Source organism: Candidatus Arsenophonus triatominarum, from assembly GCF_001640365.1.
In the GTDB taxonomy this organism is placed as follows: domain Bacteria; phylum Pseudomonadota; class Gammaproteobacteria; order Enterobacterales; family Enterobacteriaceae; genus Arsenophonus; species Arsenophonus triatominarum.
Genome location: NZ_LWMI01000006.1, coordinates 371,459 through 392,287, shown reverse-complemented (window position 1 = coordinate 392,287; position 20,829 = coordinate 371,459). Strand labels below are relative to the sequence as shown.

At 37.4% G+C, this 20,829-nt stretch carries 15 protein-coding genes and 5 pseudogenes; 11 read left to right on the top strand and 9 right to left on the bottom strand.

The window, feature by feature from the left end; all coding sequences use genetic code 11:
* Positions 1 to 375 precede the first annotated feature (375 nt).
* The 7 genes and pseudogenes from AYJ55_RS04900 (at position 376) to AYJ55_RS04865 (ending at position 7,827) form a co-directional block, all read left to right on the top strand.
* The gene (locus AYJ55_RS04900; RefSeq protein ID WP_187153172.1) at positions 376 to 855 is read left to right on the top strand and encodes a hypothetical protein; all 480 of its coding nucleotides are present in this window, start codon (positions 376 to 378) and stop codon (positions 853 to 855) included.
* Positions 856 to 867: 12 nt separating this feature from the next.
* Positions 868 to 1,796, top strand: a pseudogene (locus AYJ55_RS35600) (inverse autotransporter beta domain-containing protein).
* A gap of 19 nt (positions 1,797 to 1,815) precedes the next feature.
* A pseudogene (locus AYJ55_RS35595) lies at positions 1,816 to 2,136 on the top strand (Ig-like domain-containing protein); the annotation flags it as partial.
* A gap of 132 nt (positions 2,137 to 2,268) precedes the next feature.
* The gene (locus AYJ55_RS04880) at positions 2,269 to 2,517 is read left to right on the top strand and encodes a hypothetical protein (protein WP_063654615.1); all 249 of its coding nucleotides are present in this window, start codon (positions 2,269 to 2,271) and stop codon (positions 2,515 to 2,517) included.
* 17 nt (positions 2,518 to 2,534) lie between these two features.
* The gene (locus AYJ55_RS04875) at positions 2,535 to 5,153 is read left to right on the top strand and encodes an Ig-like domain-containing protein (RefSeq protein WP_245677266.1); all 2,619 of its coding nucleotides are present in this window, start codon (positions 2,535 to 2,537) and stop codon (positions 5,151 to 5,153) included.
* A gap of 23 nt (positions 5,154 to 5,176) precedes the next feature.
* Positions 5,177 to 6,034: a beta-prism lectin domain-containing protein gene (locus AYJ55_RS04870; RefSeq protein ID WP_063654611.1), complete on the top strand. Its 858-nt coding sequence runs from the start codon at positions 5,177 to 5,179 to the stop codon at positions 6,032 to 6,034.
* A 191-nt stretch (positions 6,035 to 6,225) separates the two neighbouring features.
* Positions 6,226 to 7,827, top strand: coding sequence for a hypothetical protein (locus AYJ55_RS04865; RefSeq protein WP_162505322.1), 1,602 nt, complete (start codon positions 6,226 to 6,228; stop codon positions 7,825 to 7,827).
* Between the two features lie 97 nt (positions 7,828 to 7,924).
* Here the strand turns inward: AYJ55_RS04865 and AYJ55_RS04860 are convergent.
* Positions 7,925 to 8,970: pseudogene (locus AYJ55_RS04860) on the bottom strand (IS481 family transposase).
* Between the two features lie 30 nt (positions 8,971 to 9,000).
* On the opposite strand from AYJ55_RS04860, the pseudogene AYJ55_RS04855 reads away from it, so the two are divergent.
* The 4 genes and pseudogenes from AYJ55_RS04855 to AYJ55_RS32680 form a co-directional block, all read left to right on the top strand.
* A pseudogene (locus tag AYJ55_RS04855) lies at positions 9,001 to 9,177 on the top strand (IS3 family transposase); the annotation flags it as partial.
* Positions 9,178 to 9,213: 36 nt separating this feature from the next.
* Complete coding sequence (locus AYJ55_RS04850) at positions 9,214 to 9,579, top strand: IS630 transposase-related protein (protein ID WP_063653415.1); 366 nt, start codon at positions 9,214 to 9,216, stop codon at positions 9,577 to 9,579.
* Positions 9,503 to 10,036 (top strand): IS630 family transposase, encoded by a 534-nt coding sequence (locus AYJ55_RS04845; RefSeq protein ID WP_162505291.1) that lies wholly within the window; start codon positions 9,503 to 9,505, stop codon positions 10,034 to 10,036. The genes AYJ55_RS04850 and AYJ55_RS04845 overlap by 77 nt, the downstream gene beginning before the upstream one ends.
* A 21-nt stretch (positions 10,037 to 10,057) precedes the next feature.
* Positions 10,058 to 10,383: pseudogene (locus AYJ55_RS32680) on the top strand (IS3 family transposase); the annotation flags it as partial.
* A 14-nt stretch (positions 10,384 to 10,397) separates the two neighbouring features.
* Here the strand turns inward: AYJ55_RS32680 and AYJ55_RS04840 are convergent.
* The 8 genes from AYJ55_RS04840 to AYJ55_RS04805 all read right to left on the bottom strand — a co-directional run bounded on the left by AYJ55_RS04840 (position 10,398) and on the right by AYJ55_RS04805 (position 20,634).
* A complete protein-coding gene (locus AYJ55_RS04840) occupies positions 10,398 to 11,219 on the bottom strand; it encodes an IS630 family transposase (RefSeq protein ID WP_063654603.1) in 822 nt (273 codons plus the stop codon).
* Positions 11,220 to 11,341: 122 nt separating this feature from the next.
* Positions 11,342 to 11,773: a hypothetical protein gene (locus AYJ55_RS04835; RefSeq protein WP_063654601.1), complete on the bottom strand. Its 432-nt coding sequence runs from the start codon at positions 11,771 to 11,773 to the stop codon at positions 11,342 to 11,344.
* On the bottom strand, positions 11,766 to 12,164 hold the full coding sequence (locus AYJ55_RS04830) for a hypothetical protein (RefSeq protein WP_063654599.1): 399 nt from the start codon (positions 12,162 to 12,164) through the stop codon (positions 11,766 to 11,768). Before AYJ55_RS04830 ends, AYJ55_RS04835 begins: the two co-directional genes overlap by 8 nt.
* A gap of 5 nt (positions 12,165 to 12,169) precedes the next feature.
* A complete protein-coding gene (locus tag AYJ55_RS04825) occupies positions 12,170 to 13,483 on the bottom strand; it encodes a FliI/YscN family ATPase (RefSeq protein WP_063654597.1) in 1,314 nt (437 codons plus the stop codon).
* A complete protein-coding gene (locus tag AYJ55_RS04820) occupies positions 13,467 to 15,500 on the bottom strand; it encodes an EscV/YscV/HrcV family type III secretion system export apparatus protein (protein ID WP_063654595.1) in 2,034 nt (677 codons plus the stop codon). Before AYJ55_RS04820 ends, AYJ55_RS04825 begins: the two co-directional genes overlap by 17 nt.
* A 2-nt stretch (positions 15,501 to 15,502) precedes the next feature.
* Positions 15,503 to 15,862 carry a hypothetical protein gene (locus tag AYJ55_RS04815; protein ID WP_063654593.1) on the bottom strand — a complete coding sequence of 120 codons (360 nt, stop codon included), beginning with the start codon at positions 15,860 to 15,862 and terminating at the stop codon, positions 15,503 to 15,505.
* A gap of 34 nt (positions 15,863 to 15,896) precedes the next feature.
* Positions 15,897 to 16,871 carry an IS701 family transposase gene (locus tag AYJ55_RS04810; protein WP_063654591.1) on the bottom strand — a complete coding sequence of 325 codons (975 nt, stop codon included), beginning with the start codon at positions 16,869 to 16,871 and terminating at the stop codon, positions 15,897 to 15,899.
* 316 nt (positions 16,872 to 17,187) lie between these two features.
* Positions 17,188 to 20,634, bottom strand: coding sequence for a hypothetical protein (locus AYJ55_RS04805; protein WP_162505320.1), 3,447 nt, complete (start codon positions 20,632 to 20,634; stop codon positions 17,188 to 17,190).
* Positions 20,635 to 20,829 lie beyond the last annotated feature (195 nt).

The following is a 20,829-nucleotide window of genomic DNA, read 5'->3' as shown; positions in this document are numbered from 1 at the left end:
GACTAATTGGGCGGTTTCACATTTAATTCCGCAGTATATGTTTTTACTCATTTTGGCACCTATAAAATTATGAGGTAAGTATATCACCTCAACTTTAGGTGGCCAAAATTCAGTATGCCACTACAATAGCCCAATGGAGCGATTTTTTGTAGTTTCTCTTCTTCATATATTGAATCATTTATCTATTAAAAACGTTAGTCTAGTTCTAAAAAAATTTAGATATATTCGAAACCTGCTCAATATTGATTAATCATTGGGTTATGTCATAAGTTAACCTCTAGTTCAGGATGATGCTTGGTTTTAATTTTAAATAATAAACTTTTGTTAAAGGATATAACATATTTTGAGTTCTTATTTTGAAAGAAAAAAAATAATTTGGGATTGATTTTTTTGCAATTTTTTTACATCATATTACCACATATTGCCTATTCATCACAACCAACTAAAAAATCTTATCCGTTAACTCCCTTTGAAAATTTAAGTCCAGAAAATTATCCTCTGGAAATGCCAGAAATTGAGGTAGTTGAAAAAGATGACGCAAAAAATACGAGAGTAAAATCTATTTTACCTGATTTAGACAGTTCTAATTTCGATCCAAAAGAAGAGGATACATTTGATAAGAAAATAGCTTCAGGAGTTACTCAGGTGAGTAATATTCTTCTAAACAAGGATCCATTAGAGACTTCTATTGGCTATGCAAAGAATATTGGCCTAGGATTAGTTAATCAACGAATTACCGGTTGGTTAAACCAATATGGTAAGGCCGTGTTTCTTTTAATACAGATACTAAAATTTCGGGCGATTTTTTATTACCTATTATTGATAAGGAAAACAGTCTTCTTTTTAGCCAGTTAGGACTCAGAAATAATGCTGAAAGAAATACGGGTAAACCTCGGTTTAGGATATCGCCAATATTGGAAAAAATTGATGTATGGTGTTAATACTTTTTATGATTATGACATTACCGGAGGTAATGCGCGTTTAGGAATTGGTGGTGAAACGTGGACAGATTATTTTAAACTTGCTGTAAATGGTTATTTTGGCTTGACTCAATCGCATCAATCAAAATTATCACGCATGGATGATTATGATGAACGTCCTGCAACAGGTTTTGACGTTAGCGCTGAAGCTTATTTGCCAAAGTACCTCAATTTGGCGGTAGTGTTAAATATGAAAAATATTTTGGTAAAGGCATCGATCGTCACGCTAACCTTGATCCAACCCAATTAAATGATTATCCACAAGCTTTAAGTTTAGGAATAATTTACGCGCCTATCCCCCTGTTAACCTTCAGAGGGGAACATTCAATTGGTGATCAGAATAATACAAAAATTAGCATGAATGTGAACTATCGTTTTGGGGTATCACTTCAACAACAATTAGATCCTGATTCTGTTGATATAATGCGTAGTCTCGTTGGTAATAAGTATGATTTTGTCGACCGAAATTATGATATTGTGATGCAATATAGTAAACAAGAATTAATAAATATTGCTTTACCTAAAGAGATAATTGGTGAAGCTAAAGAAATAAAGACAATCAATGTTAAGGTCAATAAAACAAAGTATGGTTTAAAAGATATAAAGTGGATTGTGGACCATCACTTTTCCACTGATGGGGGAGAATTCAAAAAAATTTCACAGACTGAAGCGCAAATTATCTTACCACCTTATTCGAATTTTTCAAAAGAATATTATATCAGCGCAGTAGGTATTGATAAAAACCATAATGAGTCAAATAAAGCCACAACAGTTATTCGGAGTATTCGATCTACAACGACTTTAGTACAAATTTAATTATTACACCACCAGGAAAACTCTCACAGCAAATAATAAAGATAGGTATGTTGTTACAGCTGAGATCAAAGATAAAAAAGGAAAGCCACTTAGTAATGAAAACATTACTTTTGAGATAAGTGGGCTGAATTTAATTAATGGTGAATCCGGCGCAACATTATCTTCTAGTAGTCATATTGATAATAAAAAACTCACCGTTAAAACAGATAGTAATGGAAAATCCTTCATTGAAGTTTTTAGTAAAACTGCCGGTAAAGGTAGCATTACAGCAACGATGGACAATGGAAATCATAAAAGTGCTACTATTAATTTTGAGTCGGATGAAAACACAGCTGAATAAAAGACAGTAACTTAGAAGTTATCACTGATAATCAAATAGCAAATGGTCGAGCGGAAAATAAGGTAAAGCCGTCGTTACCGATAAGTATGGTAATGAAGTGGCCGAACGTTATAGTCAAATTTACCGCGAGCAATGAAGCAAATTCCCAAAACCCGTAATGTTACTACCGACAATAATGGTAAAGCGATTTTTAGTATTGTCAGTGAGCAAGCAGGACAAATGAAAATCACAGCCAATATTAATGGTTCTAATACAGAAAAATTATTACTTTTTTTAGCAGATGTCAGTACCGCGGAAATAGGCAGTGTAAAGCTTGATGATACTACGACGACAAAGATAGAGATGGCAATCAGTATTTTACCTATACCGCACAATTGGTAGATAAAAACGGTAATCCAGTGAAAGTAGCAAATAAGATTATTCGTTGGCATCAAGATAAAAACACGGATGTTAACGTGCCACCTACTAGTGAAACTGATGCTAATGGTCAAGCCAAAATTAGACTAACCAGCACAACAAAAGCCGTTGATAATGTAATGGTAAGTGCACAGTATGAAGATACCCCTCAACGGGAGGCTAATGAGAGAGTTAGTTTTATTGCCGATATCAGTACCGCGAAAATAGGTAGTATAGAGCTTAATGATACTACAACGACAAAGATAGCAGATGGCAGTCAGTATTTTACCTATACCGCACAATTGGTAGATAAAAACGGTAATCTATTAAAGATAGCTGATAAAGTTATCGATTGGCACTTAAATAAAAACACGAATGTTAACATGCCATCTACTAGTGAAACTGATGCTAATGGTCAAGCCAAAATTAGACTAACCAGCACAACAAAAGCAGTTGATAGTGTAGTGGTAAGTGCACAGTATGAAAATACCCCTCAACGGGAGGCTAATAAGAGAGTTAGTTTTATTGCCGATATCAGTACCGCGAGAATAGGTAGTATAAAACTTGATGATGCTACAACGACAAAGATAGCAGATGGTAGTCAGTATTTTACCTATACCGCACAATTAATAGATGATAATGGTAATCTAATAAAGATATCAAATAAGATGATTAGTTGGTATCAAGATAAAGACAATGCTGTTATTTTGCCAAAAACTAGTGAAACTGATGCTAATGGTCAAGCCAAAATTAGACTAACCAGCACAACAAAAGCAGTTGATAATGTGGTGGTAAGTGCACAATATGAAAGTACCCCTCAACGGGAGGCTAATAAGAGAGTTAGTTTTATTGCAGATAGTCATACCGCTCATATTGACAGCCTAAACGTCGATAAAGGAACTGCAACAGCAAACGGCTCTGATGTCATTACATTTACCGTAACAGTGAAAGATGCAAACGGTAATCTTGTTCCAAAAAATGAAATCGCTATTAGTCAGAGCCCAGAAGGGACAGGAACATTTGAGAATTTAAATGATGGAAAAATTATAACAGATGCTAATGGTCAGGCCACTTTTAGACTTAGAAGTAACAAAGCAGAAAATGTGACCGTAACAGCAGTTAACGATACCGATACAACGGGAAAAGAAAAGGTAGTTAACTTTGAGCCCAATGATAGTACAGCAACCATAGCGATAGAAAATGATAAAGATAGCGGAATAGCGAATGGCTCTGATGTCATTACATTTACCGTAACAATCAAAGACGGAAATCGTAATCCGTTTATCAATCATCAGTTGAATATCAAAACCACTTTAGGTGGTTTAAATCCTAAAACTGTTAAAACAGATCAGCACGGTAAAGCTACTTTTACGTTAGAGAGCAAAAAATCAGGCAATGCGACAGTAACTGTTACTCATACTCAGTCTAGTAAACAGCAAACTAGCAATGTCAGTTTTAAAACTGATAGCAGCACCGCAAGTATTGCCAGTCTAACAGCAGATAAGGATAGAGCAACAGCGAATGGCTCTGATGTTATTATATTTACCGTAACAGTGAAAGATGCAAACGGTAATCTTGTTCCCAAAAATGAAATCGCTATTAGTCAGAGCCCAGAAGGGACAGGAACATTTGAAAATTTAAATGATGGAAAAATTACAACAGATACTAATGGTCAGGCCACTTTTAGACTTAGAAGTAACAAAGCAGAAAATGTGACCGTAACAGCAGTTAACGATACCGATACAACGGGAAAAGAAAAGGTAGTTAACTTTGAGCCCAATAATAGTACAGCAACCATAGCGATAAAAAATGATAAAGATAGCGGAATAGCGAATGGCTCTGATGTCATTACATTTACCGTAACAATCAAAGACGGAAACCGTAATCCGTTTATCAATCATCAGTTGAATATCAAAACCACTTTAGGTGATTTAAATCCTAAAACTGTTAAAACAGATCAGCACGGTAAAGCTACTTTTACGTTAGAGAGCAAAAAATCAGGCAATGCGACAGTAACTGTTACTCATACTCAGTCTAATAAACAGCAAACTAGCGATGTCAGTTTTAAAGCTGATAGCAGCACCGCAAGTATTGCCAGTCTAACAGCAGATAAGAATAGAGCAACAGCGAATGGCTCTGATGTTGTTATATTTACCGTAACAGTGAAAGATGCAAACGGTAATCTTGTTCCCAAAAATGAAATCGCTATTAGTCAGAGCCCAGAAGGGACAGGAACATTTGAAAATTTAAATGATGGAAAAATTACTACAGATGCTAATGGTCAGGCCACTTTTAGACTTAGAAGTAACAAAGCAGGAACGGTGACTATAACGGCAACAACTACCAATACTGATAAAGCAGGAAGAAAAGAAACTACAGTTTTTGACCCTGATACAAGTTCGGCACATGTTACCTCATTAAATAATAAATTAGATAAAAATTATGCAAGTGCAGATGGTAGAACTCCTGTTAAATTTATTGTAGAAGTAAAAAACAAGCAAGGTAGTGCGCTAGCAGATATTCCAGTTAAGATTACAACGACTCTAGGTCATTTTGCTGATAATAAAAAACAAGAGACAACAGTAAGAACGGATAAACGGGTAAAGTTGAATTTTCTTTAATAAGCAATGACGATGGTCAAGCAATGTTGCATGCATCCGTTACTGACAATCGGAATGATGTCGGTAAAAAAACTGACTTTGATTTTATCAAATATGATTTTGAAATTAATGAAAAAAATAGAAGTATCATTGTTAATGGCTCGTTTCTGTATAAGGTCAAGTTAATTCCCTCACGCAATATTGAAAGCTATAAAGAAGGCGAATTTGTGAAGAATGATCTGATTGAATGGGTTTCAAGTAAGCCAAATATTGCTACTATAAATAATACTGGTTTAGTAACAGGAAAAAGCGCAGGAATTACTACTATTACTGCTAAAGGTAATCATGATGGATTTGAATTTATGGTAACATCAACGATTAACGTAAAAGAAAAAAAGTTCTCTCCTATTTATGGAGATCAAAATACAACGTTACATGAATATATAATCGAACCGCCAACCTATAGTCTTGTGTTTTCTGGGGGATGGATTGTTGATCGATTAGGAACACCAGAAAACACATTAATGACTGGCGGTCCAGGTGGGAATATTGTAAACGTAAAAAATATGAATGATGTAAAATCATTTGAGGTGACGGTGGGAGATAATTATTTTGGTACAAAAAAGTCAAGGGAAAACGTTGAAGTTCGGAAAGTAGCCGATTTAAAACTTGATATGGATATAAATAAGGTAGAATATGTAGTTGAAGGAGTTTTTATTGGTCAAATAGTTATTACGTATAAGAATGGTCTCACGAATAAAATAGGCAAAAATGAAGGCTTAATTAATCATAGAACAGAGACTTACAATATTCCAGATGGTTATATCTTACAGGGTATAAAAGTCGGGACATTTGGGGTTTACATACAAAGTATTCAGTTTATTTCTATGCCAGAATCATAAAATGTTCCATCGCCAGTCGAATGTTCATGGCCCCAATTTATTCGGTGGGCAGAAATTAATAATTTTCTTCTAGATTATATTAGGTAATTTGTAATAATAAGGAGGTAACTATAAAGAACATAGTGATATTTCTGGTAAAGTGGTTAAATATTTTTATTTTTACGTTTTTTATGTTGATTATATCGATTTATATGGTCATAAAAACACATTGGGGAGCAGAACAATTAAGTTATTTATTAAGTAAATATACTCATTATGATGCTAAAATAGACGATATTAGCCATAGTCTTAAAACACCAGGAATAATCTTATTTAAAGATGTTTCTATCCATAATAAAAAAAATAACTTTTCTCTCAATGTAAAACAAATTAGGTTAGAAATTTTCTTGCAAAAAATATTTTCAAAATTGTCGTTTGACAGAATAATCCTTACAGAAGGAAAAGTAAATCTACCTATTTCTTTCAAGGCGTTTCCTTTTATAACTAAAAGACTAAAATTAGAAAGGATTAATATAAGCTATAGAGGTAAAAATATTTCTAACGTAGCTACTAATATGACTGGCGAAATAACCTTCCACAATTCATTCGAAGAAGGTGTTTTTCAGTTCAATTCTGATCGACTTGAGTTAAATAATTTTAACTTAACAAATTTGATGGTAAAAGGAGCATATAAAAAAAATTTTCTTTCATTCAATAAATTTTCTGCTCATGTCAATAATGGTATTATTAACGCCAACATTGTTCAATATACTGATAATTCACTCACTGTTGAAAAACTAGTGTTAGCTAACACGGATTGGCAATTTTCTATGTCATTTGACGAAATGCTTAATATACTGAAAGACATTAAAAACCTAAAAGTTGAAGATATGGATTTAATAAATACTAATTTCCAAGGAAAAGAGTGGTCAATTTTAGGTTTATCAGGAAAGGTAAATGATATAAATATTATTGATGGGCATTGGAAAAACTCTTTTAATAAAAGTGAATTAAATATTGATAAGTTAATATCACATAATCAACAAATTAGTCACCTAGTTGCAGACATAACATATTCAAATGATATACTTTACTTTCATCGTCTTTTTGGTTATACACACGAAGGTACGTTTAGTTTAAAGGTAATTTCGAATATACAACACCATTCGATTAATATTGTAGATGCGAGGTTAGCTAATATACATTATCAATTACCTGCTAATTGGATAGAATTTATTACATTGCCGGTTACAAATTCGATTACTTCGTTACACGTTACTAATTTGAAATTAATTAATTCATCAATTATAGATATTAACCATAATTTCCCCTTCGAATTTACTAATATTAATGGTGATATCTCTAATATGGATTTTATAAAACAAAAAAAATGGGGATTATGGAAAGGGAAAGCTAGATTTAATGCTAACAGTGGTATGATTAATCAGATTGTTTTACGGCACCCTTATTTAGAAATATCTCAACAGAATAATACTAATATTATTTCAATGTTCAATGCCCGTATAAAAAATGCTTTAGTAAGATTTACTGCTAACATCGAACAACAAATGGATAAGTATCTTTTTGCATTGGAAGGGGAGGGCTTTAATATTAATCTAGGTATACTAAATCAATGGGGCTGGAAGAATTTACAAATAGATTCAGTTGGAAGCTTTAATTTCATACTTACAGGAAATTTATTAGCCAATTCCATTGCTGAAACCTTAGCAGGAAAATTATCTTATCAACCTACTACAGGAAAAAAAGAGACTTATTCTATTGTTAATGGAGAAATAAAGTTGTGTTGCATGTAAGCGGTGTTGAGAGGTTTTGTTCGGTTACTTCGTCATGAGTTGTAGTAGCTCAGACTTAATCTGACAGTTACCGGTTATTTATACAGTACCTGTCAGGTTAAATTTGATTTAAATCTTTCTCTCTCCAAAGTTGTTTTCCCTCGTGTAAAGTTGCCATAGGAGTTCGACCGCAACACATTTTTCCTTGATGAGTGCGTTGGTTATTATATTCCGCTAACCATTTATCTAAGTCAGCTTGTAATTCATCTAAAGCCCTATAGATTTTCTTACGAAAAGCCACCTGATAGAACTCTTGTAATACAGTTCTATGAAAGCGTTCACAAATCCCATTAGTTTGAGGTGAACGAGCTTTAGTTTTTGTATGATCAATATCATTGATAGCGAGATAAAGTTGATAATCGTGATGTTCAACTTTACCACAATACTCACTGCCTCTGTCCGTCAGTATACGTAACACCGGTAACCCATGCTGGGAATAAAAAGGGAGAACCTTGTCATTTAATAAATCTGCCGCCGTTATCGCGCTTTTTGTTGTGTAAAGCTTACAATGAACGACTTTACTGTAAGTATCAATGTAAGTTTGTTGATAAACACGACCAACGCCTTTTAAATGACCGACATAAAAAGTATCTTGTGAACCCAGATAACCTGGATGCGCTGTTTCAATCTCACCACAGGCTTCATCATCTTGCGCTTTCTTTTCTAGAACACTGATTTGTGATTCTGACAGGATAATTCCTTCTGTTGCGATTTTATCTTCAAGCGCTTTTAGGCGTTTTGTAAAATTTTCGAGATTATGGCGCAGCCAAATAGAGCGAACGCCACTCCCCGAAACAAAAATGCCTTTTTTTCTTAGTTCATTACTACTGCGGTGTTGACCGTGTGCAGGGTATTCAATCGCATACTCAACTACAGCGCTTTCAATCTGTTCATCTACTCTATTTTTTACGTTAGGCACCCGTCGATTTTGATTAATTAAAGCGTCTATCCCACCATCGTTAACAAGTTCCTGGTAGCGATAAAACGTATCTCGGGATACCACCCCATAATCTTACAGGCTTTTGAGACGTTATTAAGCTCTTCAGCGAGGTTAAGTAACCTGTAGTGGCATACTAAATTTGGCCACCTAAGTTGAGGTGATATGCTTACCTCATAATTTTTATAGGTGCCGAAATGAGTAAAATAATTACTGCTGAATTTAAATGTGAAACCGCCAAATTAGTCCTTGACCAAAATTACACCTACCAGGAAGCCGCGAAAGGCATGAACGTCAGTCTTTCAGCGATTAGCCGGTGGGTAAGAGCCCTTCGTTTAGAACGTCAAGGGAAAACATCGCCTGGTCTGCCATTATAGCTAGGCGACTTAATTTTGATTACAAGGTGTGTTATGAGTTATACAATTGATTTTCGACGTAAAGTAATATCTGTAAGGAAAGCCGAAGGTTTAACAATTCGAGAAACTGCGAAACAATTCCGTATTGGAAAAGCGTCTTTAGTACGTTGGCTTAAACGACCAGAGCCAAAAAATTCAACGCCACGTAAGAGGAAGCTCGATAAAAATGCTTTAGCAAAAGATGTGGAACAGTATCCAGATGCTTACCAAAAGGAACGGGCAGAGCGATTCGGTGTTTGTAAAAAGACTATTTGGCAATCCCTTAAAAAGCTGGGATTAACCTATAAAAAAAACTCTATTCCATCCAAAAACCAACGAAAGCGACAGGCTGGCACATCAGCAAAAAAGACAACAGTATGAAAAAAAAGATAAATCTGTTGTTTTTATTGATGAAAGTGGTTTTTCACATGACACTCCACGAACTCACGGCTATTCCCCAAAAGGTCACCGTTGTTTTGGCCTGAAAAACTGGGGTGCTAAGGGAAGAACAAATGTTATTGGCGCTTTATTGGGAACAACCCTTTTTGCTATCGGATTATTTGATTGCAATATTAATCGTGATGTTTTTTATGTTTGGATCACAAAAATATTGCTCCCAGAACTTCCTGAAAATTCTGTTATTTTTATGGACAACGCTAGCTTTCACAAAGGTAAGAATATTGAACAGGCAATTATAAACGCAGGACACCAGATAGAATATTTGCCTGTGTATTCACCAGATTTAAATCCTATAGAACATAAATGGTCTCAAGCTAAACGTAAAAAGATGGAAACAGGATGCACTATCGATGACCTGTTTTTAATACATATGCTGTAATCAAAATTAAGTCGCCTAGCTATAACACCTGAACAAATTGAGTTCAGAGAAATGAAGAAAAAAATCCACCGGCTGGAAATGGAGAATGACATCTTAAAAAAGGCTACTGCGCTCTTAATGTCCGACTCACTGAAAAATTTTCGGTAGTTGAAAAGCTAAGAGTGCTTTATCCGGTGAAAACTTTGTGTCGTATTTTTAATGTTCACCGAAGCAGTTATCGCTATTGGTGTCGGCCTAAGGAGCCAGATATTGAGCGGACGATAAAACGTAGCCTAGTCAGCGAAGCGTGGAACGTTAGTGGCGGCTCTGCTGGCGCAAGGACTATCGCCACGATGGTTATAGCTAGGCGACTTAATTTTGATTACAGCATATGTATTAAAAACAGGTCATCGATAGTGCATCCTGTTTCCATCTTTTTACGTTTAGCTTGAGACCATTTATGTTCTATAGGATTTAAATCTGGTGAATACACAGGCAAATATTCTATCTGGTGTCCTGCGTTTATAATTGCCTGTTCAATATTCTTACCTTTGTGAAAGCTAGCGTTGTCCATAAAAATAACAGAATTTTCAGGAAGTTCTGGGAGCAATATTTTTGTGATCCAAACATAAAAAACATCACGATTAATATTGCAATCAAATAATCCGATAGCAAAAAGGGTTGTTCCCAATAAAGCGCCAATAACATTTGTTCTTCCCTTAGCACCCCAGTTTTTCAGGCCAAAACAACGGTGACCTTTTGGGGAATAGCCGTGAGTTCGTGGAGTGTCATGTGAAAAACCACTTTCATCAATAAAAACAACAGATTTATCTTTTTTTTCATACTGTTGTCTTTTTTGCTGATGTGCCAGCCTGTCGCTTTCGTTGGTTTTTGGATGGAATAGAGTTTTTTTATAGGTTAATCCCAGCTTTTTAAGGGATTGCCAAATAGTCTTTTTACAAACACCGAATCGCTCTGCCCGTTCCTTTTGGTAAGCATCTGGATACTGTTCCACATCTTTTGCTAAAGCATTTTTATCGAGCTTCCTCTTACGTGGCGTTGAATTTTTTGGCTCTGGTCGTTTAAGCCAACGTACTAAAGACGCTTTTCCAATACGGAATTGTTTCGCAGTTTCTCGAATTGTTAAACCTTCGGCTTTCCTTACAGATATTACTTTACGTCGAAAATCAATTGTATAACTCATAACACACCTTGTAATCAAAATTAAGTCGCCTAGCTATATAGTGAGGTGAAATCGCTTGTTTTCGCGTGTAAATTCGTATATTAAATAAGCAATATTTTTTAATTAATTGATATGTAAATATTTTATTTACCATCTTCTATCTCCAAAGAGAGTAAAAAACCCCGTTTTGCTAATGTTGTTGTTAGTTTTTTCGCTACCCGCGTTAATGTAAGATGTTGAACAGAATTAGCTGGTTTTAACTGTAAATGTACCGTCGCCGGTTTTTGCCAATGAGCAATGATCACCATGCCCATCATCGGCCCATTCAGTAATCGATAAGTTAAACTATTACCATGACGTAATAAATAAACATTATTCAATGTTGCTGAGCTATTGCTATAGGTCAGTGTATCTAACACCGAAGACCAACCAGACGTTGACGAAGCGTTATCAGACTGGTCAGCCATCAAAAAACGGTCAAAACGACGTTTTAGTTCTGGATCAGCCTCCTGCCGACGTTGAATATTAGTCACCAGACTAGTGGTGACAATATTACGCTGGATCGTATTAGTCATTCATCACCTCTTTCAGTTTTTCTTGATTTTTAATCATTACCAGACGCTGTTTCGCTAGTTGCTCCTTTTGGCTCTCTAGTCCAACGATCATCTCACGTAATTGATCGATACGCTCTTTTAGTGCCCGCTCTGCAAGATAAACTTCACGCATAGATTGTTTAAATAACGCTAGTTGGTCACGGGAAATGGTCTCATTTGGTAATGAAGGCGTCGCTAAATCATGCCAAAATTTCATCCGTTGTTGTTCCAACTCGGTAATGGTTGCCTGCAGCGCTTGCTGCTCACGCTGAACTCGTTGCCTTTGAGATTGCAAGCTTATTTCTCGCTGCTGTCGTAATTGCAATAATTTTTTAATAATAACTTGCTCAGAGTCAGAAAATTGATTTTTCATATACGCTAAACCAGTTGGCTAAGATCTTCTATCGTCTGATCGAATGAAACTAATTCATCGTAACCTTGCCGAAGAAATTGATTAATTGGTTGATTTTTTTTAATTGCTTCATCGGTATCTTTATCTTGTCCTGATTGATATTCCCCAACACGAATTAATAGTTGAACATCTTGAAAAAGTGCTCGCAATTGCCTTAAACGACGCGCATGTAGGCTATGTGCTTTACTAACAATATTATCCATAACTCGGCTAACACTGGCGTTCACGTCAATAGCGGGAAAATGTCCTGCGGCAGCTAATTGGCGAGATAAAACAATATGTCCATCTAAAATAGAACGAACCTCATCAGCGACAGGTTCATTCATATTGTCACCTTCCACCAACACGGTATAAATAGCACTAATACTACCAACCTTAGCCGACCCCGTCCGCTCTAGTAAAGCGGCCATATGAACAAACACACTAGGCGGAAAGCCATTAGCAACCGGTGGTTCTCCGGCGGCTAAACCAATTTCCCGTGCCGCACGCGCAAAACGGGTCAATGAATCAACCATCAACAAAACCCGTTTACCTTGATCACGAAAATATTCAGCAATGGTGGTTGCTGTCAAAGAAGCTTTCATTCGCTCTAATGGCGGACGATCGGAGGTGGAGACAACTAATATGGTTTTTTTTCGAGCTGAAGCCGGTAAATGGTTATCGAGAAATTCACGCACTTCACGTCCACGTTCGCCAACCAAAGCCAATACAACCACATCGGCTTCACAACCTCGCGCTAACATACCAAGTAGCGTACTTTTGCCACCACCAGCGGCGGCAAAAATACCGATCCTTTGACCAACACCCAGCGTCAAAATACCATCTATCGCTTTGATGCCGGTTGGCAAAACTTCACTAATTAACTGACGTGTTAAGGGATCAGGAGCCGCGTTATGATTACTACGCCATTCACCCGCGTTCGGCATTTTTTCTAACGGCCGCCCTAAGCCATCTACAATGCCACCTAATAAATGCTCTCCTACCCGCACTCGATGACCATGACCCAAACGTTCAACACAAGCGCCGGCCACTAACCCGATGGTAGCGTCAAACGGTGATAACCAAGCTTCTTGCGCTTTGATGGTAATGACCTCTGCAGCTAGCCGATTATCAATCAGGCATAATTCACCTTGCTTAGCGCCTGGCAGTGTCACTTTAACCAAATTAGTGAATACTTCCTGTACCTTGCCAAAACATCGATAAGGGAGAATATCCGTCAATGGCTGAAATAGCGGGGTGGCCATCGCTTGAGTGATCTTTGCTTTATCCAGTGAGCGCATCCAATTTCTCCCCGGTAATATCAACTTGGGCCAGGACTTTAATATTGGCATCTTCACCAATTTCTTGGAATGAAAGTACGGCGGTGGATGTCAATGCTGGCTCGATAATTTTGCGTAGATAACGACGTACATCCAGTGAAGTTAGTACAACACAAGCGACCTGAGTGGGTAATTTTTGTTTTATGGCAGCAATGATCTGCTGCTCTTGCGCAGGTTCAAGGGCACAATAAGATCCTATCGCTGATTGGCGAATAGATTCTCGAATACTATTTTCAATCCCATCACCGACTAACAACATTGGGATCCAGCCCTCTTCGCTAGTAAAGCGCCGACGAATATGACGGCGAAGTGAAACCCGAACATACTCGGTCAACATTACCGTATCTTTTTCTTTCGAACCCCATTCAATCAGCGTTTCGAAAATGGTTCTTAAATCACGAATAGAAATTTGTTCTTCAACTAAACGTTGTAAAATGTCAGTCACTTTACTAATGGGCAGTAAGCGCTGTAATTCCTTCACTAATTCGGCATAGCGCATCTCCATCGCATCCATCAAATAGCGCGTTTCCTGTATACCTAAAAACGCTTTGCCAAAGTGATAAATGACTTTTTCTAGCAAATAGGTGACAATTTCTACTCCCCTATAACCGGCCGCTGGTGGCAATGATTGATTATCATCCGCTAACCAATAGATTGTTTGATGATTAAAAATCAATTGCTCCTGGCGTATTTGAGGTAAATCTATTGGTTGAGTTAATAAAATTGCCGCTGGATCTATCTCTGTCTTTAAGACAGGTTCTTGATATAACAGTATTTGTAATGTGTTTGTCTTTTTTGTATCGACCTGCAACTGTATTTCAGGTAAAGGTAAGCCTAATTTTTCAAATAATTGCCAACGTAAATTTTGTATTTTGTCAGCCATCGTCTCGGTCATTAGCTGTTGGCCAATAATGACTAACAGCGGTATTGTGCCTGGTGTCATCTCTCGTGATCCCTGTTCCGTTCCATTGTCGGCAGAGGAATAAACCTGACCTGATCCTTTTTTCACTTTGGCGTTACGTTTCATCCAATAAGAACAACCAAATAGCATCAAGGCTAATGGACCAAATACAAACCAAGGAAAACCAGGGATGATAGCAAAAACCAATAAAATACCAGCAGTCAGTTGCAATGACATAGGTTGACTGATTATCTGTTGTACTAAATCACCAGCCAGATTATTCTTTTTCTCTCCAGGTACTCGAGTAACAATTAATCCTGCGGTGATTGAAATAAGCAATGACGGTATCTGCGCAATTAATCCATCTCCTACTGATAAAATAGCATAAGTATTCAATGCTTCCGTTGCCGACATATTATGTTGCAACACACCAATGCCAATGCCACCACAGATATTGGCCAAAATGACAATCACGCTGGCAATGGCATCCCCTTTGACAAATTTCATCGCGCCATCCATGGCACCATAAAGCTGGCTTTCCTTTTGTACCAATGCTCTTTGGCGTTTGGCTTCAGTTGCATCAATAATACCTGCCCGCATGTCACCATCAATACTCATCTGCCTGCCAGGCATACCATCGAGAGAAAATCGGGCACTCACTTCGGCCACACGTTCAGAGCCTTTAGTAATAACAATGAACTGTACGATAGTGATAATGGCAAAAATAATGATACCAACCCCAAGATTACCACCAACCACAAAATTACCAAAGGTATACACTATCTCACCGGCATCATGTTGTAATAAGATCAGACGGCTAGTACTGATAGTCAATGCTAAACGATACAATGTGGTAATCAGCAACATGGATGGAAAGGCAGAGAAGTCAAGCGGATCACGAATATAGATTGCCATCATAAATAAAATGATCGACAACCCTAAATTGATCGCGATTAATACGTCAATTAAGGGGGTTGGCAGCGGCAAAATCATCATGAATACTGACAACATTAACATAGCGCTAAGGATAATATCTTGACGTCCTGCAATTTGAGATAGCCAACGAGTGATTGACATTATCAGGCGGCTCCTTTAGGTAACTGAGAAAGAAATTGACGCTGTCTTTGACACAAACGAAACAAAAAAAGACCATCACTCTCTTTTGGGCACCATGCGCTCACATAGGGTCGGTGGCGAATAATAAATACTCGCTGCGGGATCCCCCAAAACCGCTCTGGTTGATTAAGTTTTAATGCTGACAAGAGATCAAAATCACCCTCTTTTAACAACCAACTGGTTATAAGAAAACGTTCTTCAATAATTTCAATACGTAGACCAAAAGGTGGCCAGTGGCACTCAATTGCCGTTGAAATTTCGACTATTCTGTGATTGAACAAAGAGAAAAAATGTTCAAGATTACGAGCCAGTTGCAATTTCATTATCTTCCCTCTTTACCACGAGTTTCGCACAAAACTAATTTGGGTACGCTAATAAAACACGGATGTGCTCAGTAATAGCATTTTTGATTACGTCCCAATTTTGTTGATAAAGGGTTATTTTTTCAAATATACGACGTTTATGTTGTTCAAACCACGCAGAAATTGCGAGAAAAATATGATTTCTTTGCGCTCGGCTCGTGCGAGCCTGACAGCGTTCAATACCACAATTTTGTTTAACTTCTCGATGATAAACTTCAACAGACCAATGGGCATCCATGATAGATTTGACGTATTGACGGGTGGGATTCTCTTTGTTTGTTACTCTGTAATCAATACGGCCGTTTTTGGCTGTAAATTTGAAAACTGTCACCCAACCGTAGCCTCGTAAATGTATTGGAATTCCTTCTTTTGAGATGTCTAACTTGTTCAGTTGTTTGTTATGGTTAACAATCCTGTTTTTCCTCAGCGTGGTTACCCAGACCCAACCATGAGAGCGAATTGATTCCAGATTATCCAGGCTAGAATACCAGGCATCCATCACTACCGCTTCTGCTATGATCCCTCTTTTTTTAGCAAGAGCGAGCATTTCGGAAAAGTGCGTGTTTTTTGTTTTTTCATCAGAATCTTTATCATAAATACGATAATCAATAGGAATTGATCCAACAGTTGTTAGATTATGCCAAAGTAAATTAACTAAACCTATGCCAGCAATAACATCATGTTCATTACCTGAATATTGATAATAGACCATCTCTATTTTTTTACTACGTGTTTTGGCAATCAATGTATCATCAGCAATTAGTACGCAAGGGCTTTTTTTGTCTATAGAAGGTTGAACTAATCGCCATAGGTCTTTAGGTCGAAAACATCTACTTTTTAGCCATCGACTAATAGTGTCATGAGATAAAGGCGATGGGCTTACTTCTGATAACGCCAAACCAGAGTATCTTACACTGCTTACTTGTAAGAATGTTTTATAGATATTTTTAATGCATGGATAACCGGACAAAATATGAACACCCTAATTTTTTCTTGTTTTTAAATTTATACTTCTTTTTTGGAGATTGCGAAACTCGTGTTTACTATTCATTAAGCATGCTAAAGGAAGCTCTGGCTTCGTATCCGGTAAATACCTGAAATAACCTCACGGCAAGTAAAATGAATTTTTCGCCAACAAGGTTAAAATTAACAAAAAAATATTTACAGCCACAATACAATGATCAATACAGCGCAATTGGTTTAATTAAATCAATAAGTTATTCTAAATTACCTTAATCTATAATGACTTCAGGCAGTTAAATGACCTTTATATTCGGCTGATAAAATCAGTCGACAACAAGTTTAGATTGGACAAGTGCCTCATCAATTTCATCTAAACACTTTGTCAATTCCTGACCATCTAGCTCTTGCCAACCGTCTAATTGTTGTGCAACCGTAGCCAGTAATTCAGCTCGCGCTTTTTGCTGATTGCGGGCTAATTGCTGCTGTGTTTCATTCCCCCAGTTTTCCAGTTGGCGCACAAAAAATTGCGCCTGATCCTGCTCTGCTACCTGCTTAAGTGAAATATATTTTTCAATATCGACTAACTGAATATCTAAATGTTTAGCAACAGTTTTACCCTGATATTGCTTGTCGACAAATCGCTGTAACGCTTCTTGGATACGCTGTTCGGTCATGTTATCTTGCGCAAATTCATATGCCTGACGAAAACCTAGGAAGTTGCTATTTTTTAGTAAACTTAACCCACTATAGCCAAAGTAACCACCTACTGTAGCGGCTAACAATGCACCTAAGCCTAAAACCACTAACCCTACTCCGCCTGTTCCTAGTGTGAATAACACCATAGCAGCTGCAACGGTAGCAGAAATAGCTGCTGTACCGGCAATTGCCGCGATACTAAATAATTTTGCTTTAACATTCATTTGCCGCCAAAAATTAGTGGTATCCTGCCACCAACGACGAAAAGTTCCGATTTTATTAGTTTCAAAACAATCACGAGCCAAGTTACCAATATCTTGCAGTAACTGGCGTTTCATCATATAACTGACTGCCGAAGTAGCTCGATCTTGAAAACTACCCTGTTCACGAATGCCGAGCATCAATGCGTTAACCATCACTTCAGTATTACAATGCGCTGATATTGTTGAGGCTATTATTTTCTGTTCCGCCCAAGTTTGAACAAAGCCGCCTATCATACTGGTTATCCAACCGGTAGCAAAAAACGGTGCCAGTGAACTGACTAAACCACTTTGGACACCACCTTTGAGACTACCGGCAAGATAAGGTAATAAATGGGTAAAATGTAATAGCGCAATCACTTCAGGCGTCATTGAATATGATGGCTGTAAGGGGAGTAGCTCTCGGGTACCCAGAAGAATATCTTTAACTTGATTTTCTACCGTCGCACTTTGCCAAACAGAACTAACAGCAGCCGCTAGTTCGGCACCGAACCAACCACTATTAGCGCTAATAATTTGATAAGCATGGGTAATATCCTTGGCTAGTGTTTGTGATTCCATCGGATGTGCTATTACCCAACGATGAAAACCACTAAATGCCGCTGAAACTCCCTGATACTTATCTGTATCTAGTGCGTCGGCAAGTCGAGAGGGATTAAGTACTTGCAATAGCGCTTGATAAGCCTCTGTCAATGTATGCATGCCATTTTTTGCTAGTTGGTGCTGTAAAATTAAGGTTCGCAAATCAGGTCTAAATTCGCCTAACCATCCTCCCCAATCTCCGGTAATATTTTGCACCACCCAATGCTGCCATGCTTGAACATTATAGTAATCACCCTGCTCTGGATATCCGCCCATTTTATTTGCCTGTCTATCAAAACGAACCAGAAATAGCAAAGCAGCCTGATACTCTTCATCTAGCACGACAATTCCTTGTTCAATTTCTTGTAATTCACTCGCCTTCGATAGATACTCTTTAACCTCCGAGTCAGCTTGTAATTCCTTATTCTCCTGCCAGCTCTTATCGCCAAAGCGATCGTCTAAATATGATGCCCGCATCGACAGTTCTTCTGTCAGCCTTTGTTCTTGTAGACTAAGATCATAGATAGCTAAATCAAGTTGCCGTAACTGAGGTAAAAAAGCCAGATAACCTTGTTTATTAAGCTCCCTTACTTGCTGAATGGTTATATCTTGCAATTTTTGCAACTGAGCAACATATTGGTCTTGTTGCTGATATTGCTGTTTAACACTTTGCCAAACCATTGCCGCTTCCTGTAATAAACGTAAATGCTGCATCTGCTCGCTAATTTGTTTTAATTCTTCTTCAAAACGGCTGCGTACTTTGTATACATTTAATCTTTCAGTCAAAGATTGTAATGCAGCGTGATAATCGGTTAATGTCGCCATTTTTTCAGTTAAAAAAGGCAAATATCGCTCAGGCGATGCCATTAATCTAGATGGCAACACACGTTGTTTTACATCACAATGGAAATTTATGGCAGGTTGGCCACTTTCGCTATCATACAATTCTTCAAATCTATAGACTTTATCTTGTGCAATGAGCGCTTTTCTGGCCAAAGCAACCCATTTTTCTTCATTTGCTAGTTGCTGAATATCAGTTTCACATCCCTGCTCTATCTCTAAATCATCGAGATCCACCGCTCCATCAGCAATAAGTGTTTTATCTTGTAGGATCCAACGCTCACCACTAATGCCAATCAACATCGCTACCAGATACTGTTCATGTAAATAAATCTCTTCTCCGGCTCTATTTAACCAGTTGGTCAAAAGCGCTACTTGGCTACGAACATTTTTCTGTTTGTCATCAATTCCCAGGCGTTGCTCAAGATCCATTTTGCTATTTTTTACATGATCCTGACTTAGTTTTAGCACCTGAATTAAATGTTGATAAACACCAAACTGAATTTTATCCTGTTCTTGTTTAAAAGGGATAGCAATTTGACCCGCTAATTGAGGCCGTTCAATCGCCAAAATGGCCACTAACGTTGTTAGTTCAGATGATGAAGGTAATGGTAATTCGGCCTTCGCCCAAAATTCAGTTAATTGTTCTTGCCATTTGTCTATTGAAGGCGCCTGATCAAACATTTCAATTAACTGATGACTGAGTAATAATACCGATTCTGAGGCTAAATTCCTAAGTTCCTCAGGCAAATTCTCAAAGCGGGTATTAATGATCTGCCGCTCTATGACCGTCTGCTGCCAAAATTCAGGTAACTTTGCCAACTGTACAGCAACTGTGGCAATGTGCTTTTTCTGCGCTAAAACCTGCTGCAATAATGAGGTCAAATGAGCTTGTTGAGAAGAAGGAACCGTCAGACAACATTGTTCAATGTCATCTAGCGCTTGCCGATAAGAATCAAGATAACTTTTTAATTCGCTATAAAGATCAGAAAATTCATCAGCCTGGTGACATAGATCAGTTAAAGCTAACAAACGTGAAGAGGTACTTTGATATTCATTTTTTTCAACTAGCTTATGATAGCCAGCAATAGCTTGCTGCACTTTTTGAATATTTTTATCTTCCAAATAAAACCAATTACCAAATCTAGGTATTGCAGTAGGAATAGGTAAATGACCTGGTCCACCTTGATTGACTAGTCGTTTTATCGCATTGCTACACTGGTTCAGTAAAAAGACTTTATTATTTATACCTTCAGCTTGACTATCAGACATTGGATGCGGTTGGCTCATCGCTAACAATATAGATTGGGGAATAAATTCTATTTTATGAGCAGTCAGTGGTGTCTTTGGTGATAAATCGAGTCTAGGTAATGTTTGTTCACCGGTAGCCAAACCATACCTTTCCGCTAACGAGCGTAAGAACACGGTTAATTTCTGTTGAGCTGTTATATTAAGGCGTGCAACACAGGTCCGAATCGCATTTTCATTTTTCAAAAAAGGTAGTTTAGCTAATGTACTTATACACATGGTCATTAAAACTCATTTGAGAATGCACCAAACTTGAACAACCTTGATCTTGTTGACCCG

Coding starts and splice junctions, on each gene's coding strand:
- AYJ55_RS04880 (WP_063654615.1), top strand. CDS start 2,269: ATGAAGCAAATTCCCAAAACCCGTAATGTTACTACCGACAATAATGGT.
- AYJ55_RS04870 (WP_063654611.1), top strand. CDS start 5,177: ATGTTGCATGCATCCGTTACTGACAATCGGAATGATGTCGGTAAAAAA.
- AYJ55_RS04865 (WP_162505322.1), top strand. CDS start 6,226: ATGGTCATAAAAACACATTGGGGAGCAGAACAATTAAGTTATTTATTA.
- AYJ55_RS04850 (WP_063653415.1), top strand. CDS start 9,214: ATGAGTTATACAATTGATTTTCGACGTAAAGTAATATCTGTAAGGAAA.
- AYJ55_RS04840 (WP_063654603.1), bottom strand. CDS start 11,219: ATGAGTTATACAATTGATTTTCGACGTAAAGTAATATCTGTAAGGAAA.
- AYJ55_RS04835 (WP_063654601.1), bottom strand. CDS start 11,773: ATGACTAATACGATCCAGCGTAATATTGTCACCACTAGTCTGGTGACT.
- AYJ55_RS04830 (WP_063654599.1), bottom strand. CDS start 12,164: ATGAAAAATCAATTTTCTGACTCTGAGCAAGTTATTATTAAAAAATTA.
- AYJ55_RS04825 (WP_063654597.1), bottom strand. CDS start 13,483: ATGCGCTCACTGGATAAAGCAAAGATCACTCAAGCGATGGCCACCCCG.
- AYJ55_RS04820 (WP_063654595.1), bottom strand. CDS start 15,500: ATGTCAATCACTCGTTGGCTATCTCAAATTGCAGGACGTCAAGATATT.
- AYJ55_RS04815 (WP_063654593.1), bottom strand. CDS start 15,862: ATGAAATTGCAACTGGCTCGTAATCTTGAACATTTTTTCTCTTTGTTC.